We start from the raw sequence: 9100 nt of genomic DNA on the forward strand, positions 1-9100 counted from the left end.
GCGGCGGACGGCAGCCCCGGCGCCCGCCGCGGCACCCGCAGCAGCGGGCGGCCGGGTGAGCGGGACGCCGCGCTGCTCGCGCTGACCCGGGCGCTCGACGAACTCGACCGACAGGTAGGTGGACGGTGACCTCCCCGAACATCGACGCGGAGCCGACCGCCGTGGGAGCGGGCCGGCCGACGGCACCGACCCCGGACCCACCCGCCGGGTCCGGGCGGCCCGCTCCGGTCGGCCAGGCCGCCCCGGGAACTCCCGACACGCACGCCAGCCCCGCAGCCGACGTGCCACCGGCCCGGGATGACGCCCAGGCCGAGGAAACTCTCCGCCGGCCAGGCACCGCCTCGACGCACCAGACTCCGCCATCCCCACCATCCCCACCTGCGCCGCCTGCCTCGCCATCCCCGCCTGCTTCGTCCCCCCTCCCTCCGCCGGCGGGCGCCCGGCCGGGTGGTTGGCCCGCGCCGCCCGACGCCGACACGGCGCGCCGGGCGCTGATCGCGTTGCGCGGCGAGGTCGCCAAGGCCGTGATCGGCCAGGACGCCGCGGTCAGCGGGCTGGTCGTCGCCCTGCTCTGCCGCGGGCACGCGCTGCTCGAAGGCGTGCCAGGCGTGGCGAAGACCCTGCTCGTGCGCACCTTGGCGACCGCGCTGTCGCTGGACACCAAGCGGCTGCAGTTCACCCCGGATCTGATGCCGGGAGACGTCACCGGCTCGCTCGTCTACGACAACCGCAGCTCCGCGTTCACGTTCCGTGAGGGTCCGGTCTTCACGAACCTGCTGCTCGCCGACGAGATCAACCGGACGCCGCCGAAGACCCAGGCCGCCCTGCTGGAGGTGATGGAGGAACGGCAGGTCAGCGTGGAGGGGACGCCCCGGCCGCTGCCCACCCCGTTCGCCGTTCTGGCAACTCAGAACCCCATCGAGCACGAGGGCACCTACCCGCTGCCCGAGGCGCAGCTCGACCGGTTCCTGGTGAAGGTGACGCTGCCGCTGCCGCCACGCGATGACGAGATCCGGGTGCTGGCTCACCACGCCGGCGGCTTCGATCCGACGAACCTGGCCGCGGCCGGCGTGCGTCCGGTCGCGGGTCCGGCGGAGTTGGCCGCGGCGCGGGCGGCGGTGCTCGCCGTCGCAGTGCACCCGGAGGTGCTGGCATACATCGTCGACCTGGCGCGGGCGACCCGGGTGGCGCCGAGCGTGCAACTCGGGGTGTCGCCTCGCGGGGCCACCGCGCTGCTGGCGACCACCCGGGCCTGGGCGTGGCTGTCGGGACGCGGCTACGCGACCCCGGACGATGTCAAGGCCCTGGCCCGGGCCACGCTGCGCCACCGGATCAGCCTGCGACCCGAGGCCGAGCTCGACGGTGTTACCGCGGACGTGGTGCTGGAACAGGTGCTCGCCACCGTCCCGGTGCCCCGGTAGGTCCGATGGCGATCACCGGGCGTGCCGTCGCGCTGGCCCTGTTCGGGGTGCTGGTCGTCCTGCTTTCCCCCGCGCCTGGCCTCACGATGCTGGTCGTCGACCTCGTGATCGTGGCGCTCGTCGGGGTCGACCTGAGGCTGGCCGGCGGGGTTCGCACGCTGGAGTTCACCCGGTCGGGGCCGACGTCTGCCCGGTTGGGCCAGCCCGTGCCCCTCGTGCTTGGGATCGCCAATGATGGTGGCCGGCCCGTGCGGGCCCGGGTCCGCGACGCCTGGCCGCCGTCCGCAGGCGCCCGACCGCGGGCGCACCGGGTGGTCGTCCCCGCCGGGGAACGACGCTTCCTCGAGACGACGCTGTACCCGACGCGGCGCGGCGACCGGCAGCCGTTCCGGATCACGGTGCGTTCCCTCGGTCCACTGGGCCTCGCCGGCCGGCAGGGCCGCCACCAGAGCCCATGGCGGGTCCGCGTGCTGCCGCCGTTCACGTCGCGCCGGCACCTGCCCGCGGCGCTGGCCCGGCTACGGGAGGTCGAGGGCGAGGTTGCGATCCGCGGGGCCGGCGCCGGCTCGGAGTTCGACAGCCTGCGCGACTACGTGATCGGCGACGACGTCCGTCTGATCGACTGGCGGGGCACCGCCCGACGCGCAGCGGTGGTGGTCCGAACCTTCCGGCCGGAGCGGGACCGGCGGGTGGTCTGCGTGCTCGACACCGGGCGGACCTCCGCCGGGCGGGTCGGCGATGTCCCCCGGCTGGACCATGCGCTCGACGCCGCGCTCCTGCTCACCGCGGTCGCGCTGCGGGCCGGCGACCGGGTCGGTCTCGTCGCCCACGACAGTGTGCCCCGGGTAACGCTGCCCGGTTCGCACGACCACGCGTTCCTGGCCCGGATGACCGACGCCATGGCCCGGCTGGAACCGGCCATCGTCGAGGCGGACCACGCCGGGATGATCTCGACGGTGCTGCGGGAGACCTCGCGCCGCGCCCTGGTCGTGCTGTTCACCGAGCTGGCACCGGCCGTGATCGAGGAGGGGCTGCTGCCGGCGCTGGGAACACTGACCGCGCGGCACACCGTCGTGGTGGCGGCGCTGCGCGATCCCCGCCTCGACGAGCTCGCCGCCGGCCGCGGGGACGTCCGCGCCGTGTACGCCGCAGCGGCGGCCGAACAGACCCTGATGCGCCGCCGCGAGCTCACCGAGACGCTGCGCCGCCGCGGCGTCGAGGTCGTCGACGCCACGCCCGCCGGCTACGCCGCGGCCGTCACCGACACGTACCTCACGCTGAAGTCCCTCGGCCGGCTGTGACCGTGCCGGCCGACCAGGTGATCACCGGCGGTCGGACCGCCGCGCACAGCGGCTGGCCGCGTGGGTCGGTCAGGCCGAGCCGGCCCACCAGTTCCCCGCCGCGGACCGCCGCGGCGAGGACGTCCGGCTCGACGGCGTCGAGCATCAGCTTCGCCCGCCGGAACATCGCGAACGCGCCGGCATCGTCGACGTCGCCCCAGGACAGGTAGACGAAACGCGCTCCGGGTCGGCCCTGGATGTGCCGGCCACGCAGGTCGAGGCCGGCGGGCCCGGCCGTCGCGGTGCAGTCGATCGTCCAGTCCGCTCGGGGGGCGTCGCCGCGATGCAGGCCCAGCAGGTCGTCCTGCCGGCCGCGGGCCTGCACCCCGACGTGGACGTTGCCATGGCGGTGCCCGTCACCGGACGGAGCGCATCGCGATCCCGGCAGGTCGACGCCCTCGATACGGATGCGCACCTGCCCATCATCCACCGCCCGGCCGCCTGCCGGGCTCGGCGGCACCGGCACCGGCACCGGCACCTCTCCGGGACCGGCACCTCTCCGGCAACGCCTACCCTGTCACCGCCGCGATCGTCGCGGCGGGCGGGACCGCCGGGGGCCGTCAGGTCGCGGAGACGGGGGTCAGCGCGATGACGGGAATCGTCCTCTCGCCGGCCTTCGCCTCGTACTCGGCGAAAGCCGGGTACTTCGCGGCGTGCCGGGCGTAGATGGCGTCCCGCTCGGCGCCGGTGACCTCGTCGACACGCACGGCCAGGGTCCGGGTGTCGATCTCGATCTTCGCCTCGGAGTGCGCCTTCAGGTTGTGGTACCAGGCCGGATCCTTGGGCGCCCCGGCGTACGAGGCGAACACCACGTACCGGTCGCCGTCCTCGGCGTACACCACCGGGTTGATCCGTGGGGTGCCGGTGCGGGCACCGATGGTGTGCAGCAGCAGGATCGGCGTTCCCGCGAACGGACCTCCGGGATGCCCCTGCGTCGCCCGGAAGTCGGCGATGATCTTGGCGTTGAAGTCGTCGGTGTCTGCCATGGGTGGGCGCTCCCTCGTCGGACCGGCTGGTCGGCTTCGGACGTTATCCGAATCCCGACATCCGTTGTGGCGCAGGCAGGCGTGACCACGGCGGTCGCCTGTCGGGTCGGCGCGGCCGGCGGCCGGCGCCGGTCCCGATCGGGCCCGAAACTGTCGGGGGGCGGCGCTAGCATGCAGCCATGCTTGATCACATAGGTATCCAGGCGACCGACGTCGAGGCGTCGCTCGCGTTCTATCTGCGGACGTTCGCGGCCCTCGGGATCCGCGAGGCGAAGCGCTACCCGGTCGGCGATTCCGTGGTGGTCGGTCTGTCCGGGCCAGACGGGATGCCGCCGTTCTGGCTCGGCCCCACGACGGGCACCGAGACCCGGGAGCTGCACCTGGCCTTCCGCGCCCCGGACCGGGCGGCCGTCGACGCGGTGCACGAGGCCGCGGTACGCGACGGCGTCGAGGTGCTGCACGCGCCGCGCGTCTGGCCCGAGTACCACCCCACCTACTACGGCGTCTTCCTGCGCGACCCCGATGGCCACAACGTCGAGGCCGTTCATCACGGGTTCTAGGAACACGGATCCCAGACAGGCCCGAATCCCAGACCGGCACGGCCCCAGGAAAGCAGGGAGACCGCCGATGCCGACTACCGTCCGCACCGAGGTCCTCGACATCTCCGCGAGGACCCCGTCGGCTTCGCCCGCATCCAGTGGGACACCTGGAGCCCACCCGGGTGGTTCGACGACGACGAGTTCGCCGCCACCGCGCCGGCGTTCACCAGTCCGGACTGGGCGGCGATCACCCTGAGCGCGTACCGCGCACGGTTCCGGGCGGACGAGCCGCGGGATCCTCGCTAAGACGACCTGCGCCGCCGCCTCGCCGAGGTCGAGCGGATCGCCGTGCCGACGGTGATGATCCAGGTGGGCGACGACCGCTGCGACTCACCCGCCGCGTCCGCGGGCCAGGCGGAGTACTTCACCGGCGGGTACCACCGGATCGTCCTCGACGGCGTGGGCCACTTCCCCCACCGTGAGGCCACAGCAGCGGTGGCGGACCTGGTCGGCGAGCACCTCCGGGCGGCGGACGGCCGGGCGCGGGCCCACGGGCCAGGCTAGCTAGCCCTCGTCGGCCGGGGCGAGCAGGCGCGCGGGGAAGCCACCGCGGCTGATCGGCCCCCACCGCTCGATCCGCAGCCGGAGCAGCACCTTCTCCTGACGGCGCATGGCCTCGCGGTACTCGTCCCAGTCGGGGTGCTCGCCGCTGATGCAGCGGAAGTACTCCACCAGTTCCTCGACCGCGGCGGGCTGGTCGACCACGGTAATCGTGCCGTCGACCTGGACCCAGTCGCCGCTGAACGCCTCCGACAGCACGCACATCGACGCCCGCGGGTCGCGGCGCGCGTTGCGGGTCTTCGCCCGCTCCGGGTAGGTCGACACGACGATGTCGCCCGCGGTGTCGACGCCCATCGTCACCGGGGAGAGCTGGGGGGCGCCGTCGCGGCGGGTGGTGACGAGGATGCCGCGGTGGCGGGGGCGGACGAAGTCGAGCAGTCCCGCGCGGTCGACGGCGACATCCCTGGCTGCGGTCGGACTCATCCTGGCAGCCTAGTGTGGCGCCGCCGCCGGCGGCGGGTTCAGGCCACGGGGGCCAGGTCGGCGGCGCCGTGGGCGGCGTCGAGGTCGGCCGTCTGGCCGGCCGCCGCCGCGCGCGATCCGTAGCCCCAGGTGTAGCCGACGAAGCCGGCCCAGGCCAGCGCGCCGATCCCGATCCGCACCGCCGTCGGCAGCCCGGAGGGCGTCACGAACGCCTCGATGAAACCGGAGACCGCCAGGGCCAAAGCGGCACCAAGCGTGATCGTCACCGCGGCACGTCCCTCGGCGGCCAGCGCCTCGACGCGGCGCCGCGGGCCCGGCGCGATGATCGACCAGCCCAGGCGCAGGCCCACCGCGCCCGCCAGGAACACGACCGTCAGCTCCAGCATGCCGTGCGGGAGGATCAGACCCCAGAACTGGCCACTCTGCCCGCAGCTCGTCATGTACCCGCCGACCACCCCGGTGTTCACCGCGTTCAGCAGCAGCACCAGCAGGGTCGGCAGGCCCAGCAGCGCACCGGCGGCGACCGCTGTCGCCGAGACCCAGGCGTTGTTCGTCCAGACCTGGCTGGCGAACGAGGGCGCCGGGTTCTCGGAGTAGTAGGAGGCGAAGTCGGAGCGGCACAGCTTCGCGACCGCGCTCGGCGGGGCCAGGTTGGCCTGGGCTTCGGCGTCGTTGGCGATCCAGAGCCCGATAGCCAGCGCCACCAGCACCGAGCCGAGCGCGGTGGCGAGCACCCAGCGGCGCCGCTCGTAGACGGCCAGCGGGAAGGTCACGGCGAAGAACCGGCCGACGACGTGCCAGCCGGGGTCGGGCGCCCCGCCGACCGCCGCGCGGGCGCGGGTCACCAGGATGGTGAGGTCGTCGACGAGGCTGGTGTCGTAGGAACGGGTGCGGATCACCGACAGGTGGGTCGCGGTCCGCTGGTAGAGCTCGACCAGCTCGTCGAGCTCGTCGGCGCTCATCCGGCGCGGCCGGCCGGCCCGGTCGACGAGCCGGCCGAGCCGGATCCACTCCGGGCGGTGCACGGCGACGAACGCATCGAGATCCATGGCGCTCCCATCCTCGCAGACGGGTGGTGGCGCCGGGACTCCCCGCCGCCACCACCCGTGGCATCCCGTGCATCACCTGTGGCACCTGTGGCACCTGTGGCACCTGATCGGGCACTGTCCATGACGCTGCCCGCGGCGCTTTCCGTGACACTGCCTGTGCACCGCCGTCCCGTCAGGACCCGCCATGACCCGTCACGTCAGGACCCCTTAGGACCCCGGACCCCTTAGGACCCGGACCCCTCAGGACTGGTCGCCGCCGTCGAGGTCCAGCTCGGCGAAGTCCGCGAGGCCGGTGGCGAGCGCCGCGATCGTCGGGTACTTCCAGATGAAGTTGCCGGGCAGGGTGATGCCGAGCGCGGGTTCCAGTCGGGAGCGCAGCTCGAGGGCCAGCAGCGAGTCGAAGCCGAACGACCGCAGCGGCGTGTCCGGGTCGAGCGTGCTCTGACTCAGCCGCAGCACCACCCGCAGATGCTCGCTCAGATACTCCTCGAACAGTATCCGCCGAGGCACCCCCGCGGCCGCGGCCCGCAGTCTCGCCCGAATGTCGGTCGGACCGTCCTGATCGGCCGTCCGCGCACCGCCGACCCGGACGACGGCCTGGAACACCGACAGCGGCCGACCCGCCGGCGGTATCCAGGCGACCGGGTCGCCGGGCAGCAGGCCGGCGTGCCGGCGGCCGTGCGCGAGGACCGTCTCGAGGGCATACAGGCCGTCGCGGGTCGGGATGGTCTCGTAACCCCGCTCCCCGAAGATCATGCCGGCACCGATCTCGCCCCAGACCCCCCAGTTGATCGAGGTGGTCGGCAGCCCCTGCGCGCTGCGCCAGTCGGCGAAGCCGTCGAGCCAGGAGTTCGCCGAGGCGTAGGAGCCCTGGCCGGCGATGCCCAGCAGCGACGAGATCGACGAGTAGAGCACGAACCAGTCCAGCGGCCGGCCCTCGGTCGCCGCGTGCAGCCGGGCGGCCCCGAGCACCTTGGGATGCCAGACGCCGTGCAACTGCTCGGTGGTGATGGTGGTCAGGGCCGCGTCCTGGAGCACCATCGCCGAGTGCACGACGCCGCGCAGGGTGACGTCGTCGGCGGTGGCGGCGGCGACGAGCCGTTCGGCGACGCCCGGCTCGGCGGCGTCGCCGAGCACCACCCGGACATCGGTGCCCTCGGCGGCGAGCTCGGTGAGCCGCTTGTCGATCTCCGGACTCGGCGCCGACCGGCCGTTGAGTACCACACGGCCGGCCCGGTGGGCGGCCAGCCAGGCGGCGGTCGCCAGGCCCACCCCACCGAGACCGCCCGTGATGATGTACGCCGCACCGGGCCGCACCGGGGACGCTGCGCCGCCGGGCCGGATCGCCACGGCCGGCCCGTCGTCCGGGACGGTCAACACGATCTTGCCGATGTGGCGGGCGCCGGCCATGAACCGGAACGCCTCGGCGGCCGATGCGAGCGGGAAGCTCTGCACGGGCAGCGGGACGAGGTCGCCGGCGGCGAAGGCGGCGGAGAGCTCGCGGAGCAGGGCCACCACCCGGGGCCGCTGCTCGCGGCACAGCTCGATCGCGTTGACGCTGGCCAGCGTGATGCTGTTGCGGAACGGCAGCAGGCCGAGGGGACTGTCGGCGAGGATGTCGCGCAGCCCGAGCTCGATGAACCGGCCGAACGGCGCCAGGGTGTCCAGCCCCGCGCGGATCGCCGGGCCCGCCAGGGAGTTCAGCACGACGTCGACGCCCCGGCCCCCCGTCGCCGCCCGTGCCTGCGCGGCGAAGTCCAGCGAGCGGGAGTCCATGACGTGACGCACGCCGATGCCGCGCAGGTAGGCCCGCTTCTCCGGGGTGCCGGCGGTGGCGAGGACCTCGGCGCCGAGCAGCCGGGCGACGGCGATCGCGGCGAGCCCGGTCCCGCCGGTGCCCGAGTGGATGAGGACCGACTCGCCCGCGCGCAGGCCGGCGACGTCCCGCAGTGCATACCAGGCGGTCGCGAAGGCGACCGGGATGCCGGCTGCCGCCGCCGCGTCCACCCCGGCGGGGATCGGCATGGTCAGGTCGGCGTCGGTGGTCAGGAAGGAGCCGAACGCCCCGCCGCCGAGCAGGTCCACCGCGATCACCTCGTCCCCGCGGCGCGGGGCGGTGACGCCCGGACCGACGGCGGTGACGACGCCGGCGCACTCGAACCCGATCGGCGTCGGCGGCAGCACCCCGAGGGCGAGCAGCACGTCGCGGAAGTTCACCCCGGCGGCGCGCACCCGCACCTCCACCTGCCCGGGTCCCGGCCGGCGCCGCTCGGCGACGGCGATGCGCAGGTCGTCGAGGTCGCCGGACTCGGGGGTGCGCAGCGCGAAGCCGTCGCGGCCGTAACGCACCGGCTGGTGGCCGGCGGCGTGCCGTTCGGCGGCCGTCACCGGCGTCCGCACCACGCGGGCGACGAATCGGATCCCGCTGCGCAGGGCGATCTCGTCGTCGGCGGCGACGGGGCCGGGGGTGCCGGGCGGGGCGAGCGCGTCGTCGGCGAACAGCTCGTCGGCGAGATCGTCGGCGTCGGCGGCGAACGACGGGCCGCGCCCGGCACCCGTACCGCCGGCAGCGGGACTGCCGGCAGCGGCGATGGCACCGGCCCCCGCGGGCAGGACCCCGGCCGGGTCGGCGTCGAGGTGCACCATGCGGAACTCGGGGTGCTCGTGGGCGAGCACCCGCAGCAGGCCGCGCACCCCGCCCCGGTGCGGGTCGGGCACGGC

General features: G+C 74.5%; 9 protein-coding genes. 4 read left to right on the plus strand and 5 right to left on the minus strand.

Features of this window, described 5'->3' with window-relative positions; all coding sequences use genetic code 11:
* Positions 1–281 precede the first annotated feature (281 nt).
* Positions 282–1421, plus strand: coding sequence for an AAA family ATPase (locus ND748_RS18280; protein ID WP_374215964.1), 1140 nt, complete (start codon positions 282–284; stop codon positions 1419–1421).
* Between the two features lie 5 nt (positions 1422–1426).
* Positions 1427–2722 carry a DUF58 domain-containing protein gene (locus tag ND748_RS18285; protein ID WP_251747060.1) on the plus strand — a complete coding sequence of 432 codons (1296 nt, stop codon included), beginning with the start codon at positions 1427–1429 and terminating at the stop codon, positions 2720–2722.
* Here the strand turns inward: ND748_RS18285 and ND748_RS18290 are convergent.
* Together ND748_RS18290 and ND748_RS18295 are read right to left on the minus strand one after the other, a co-directional pair.
* Positions 2694–3176 carry a DUF5990 family protein gene (locus ND748_RS18290; protein ID WP_251747062.1) on the minus strand — a complete coding sequence of 161 codons (483 nt, stop codon included), beginning with the start codon at positions 3174–3176 and terminating at the stop codon, positions 2694–2696. The two genes, ND748_RS18285 and ND748_RS18290, sit on opposite strands and share 29 nt — an antisense overlap.
* 145 nt (positions 3177–3321) lie before the next feature.
* The gene (locus tag ND748_RS18295) at positions 3322–3747 is read right to left on the minus strand and encodes a nitroreductase family deazaflavin-dependent oxidoreductase (protein WP_251747063.1); all 426 of its coding nucleotides are present in this window, start codon (positions 3745–3747) and stop codon (positions 3322–3324) included.
* 179 nt (positions 3748–3926) lie between these two features.
* On the opposite strand from ND748_RS18295, the gene ND748_RS18300 reads away from it, so the two are divergent.
* Positions 3927–4307 carry a VOC family protein gene (locus ND748_RS18300; RefSeq protein WP_251747065.1) on the plus strand — a complete coding sequence of 127 codons (381 nt, stop codon included), beginning with the start codon at positions 3927–3929 and terminating at the stop codon, positions 4305–4307.
* Positions 4308–4634: 327 nt separating this feature from the next.
* On the plus strand, positions 4635–4850 hold the full coding sequence (locus ND748_RS18305; RefSeq protein WP_251747067.1) for an alpha/beta fold hydrolase: 216 nt from the start codon (positions 4635–4637) through the stop codon (positions 4848–4850).
* Here the strand turns inward: ND748_RS18305 and ND748_RS18310 are convergent, their stop codons facing one another.
* From ND748_RS18310 to ND748_RS18320, 3 genes are all read right to left on the minus strand, one after another.
* The gene (locus tag ND748_RS18310; RefSeq protein WP_251747069.1) at positions 4851–5330 is read right to left on the minus strand and encodes a PPOX class F420-dependent oxidoreductase; all 480 of its coding nucleotides are present in this window, start codon (positions 5328–5330) and stop codon (positions 4851–4853) included.
* A 38-nt stretch (positions 5331–5368) separates the two neighbouring features.
* Complete coding sequence (locus ND748_RS18315; protein WP_251747071.1) at positions 5369–6379, minus strand: stage II sporulation protein M; 1011 nt, start codon at positions 6377–6379, stop codon at positions 5369–5371.
* A 240-nt stretch (positions 6380–6619) separates the two neighbouring features.
* Positions 6620–9100 (minus strand): KR domain-containing protein (locus ND748_RS18320; protein ID WP_251747073.1); only part of this gene is annotated, 2481 nt, incomplete at its 5' end.

It is taken from the genome of Frankia sp. AiPs1, assembly GCF_023716945.1.
GTDB lineage: Bacteria > Actinomycetota > Actinomycetes > Frankiales > Frankiaceae > Frankia.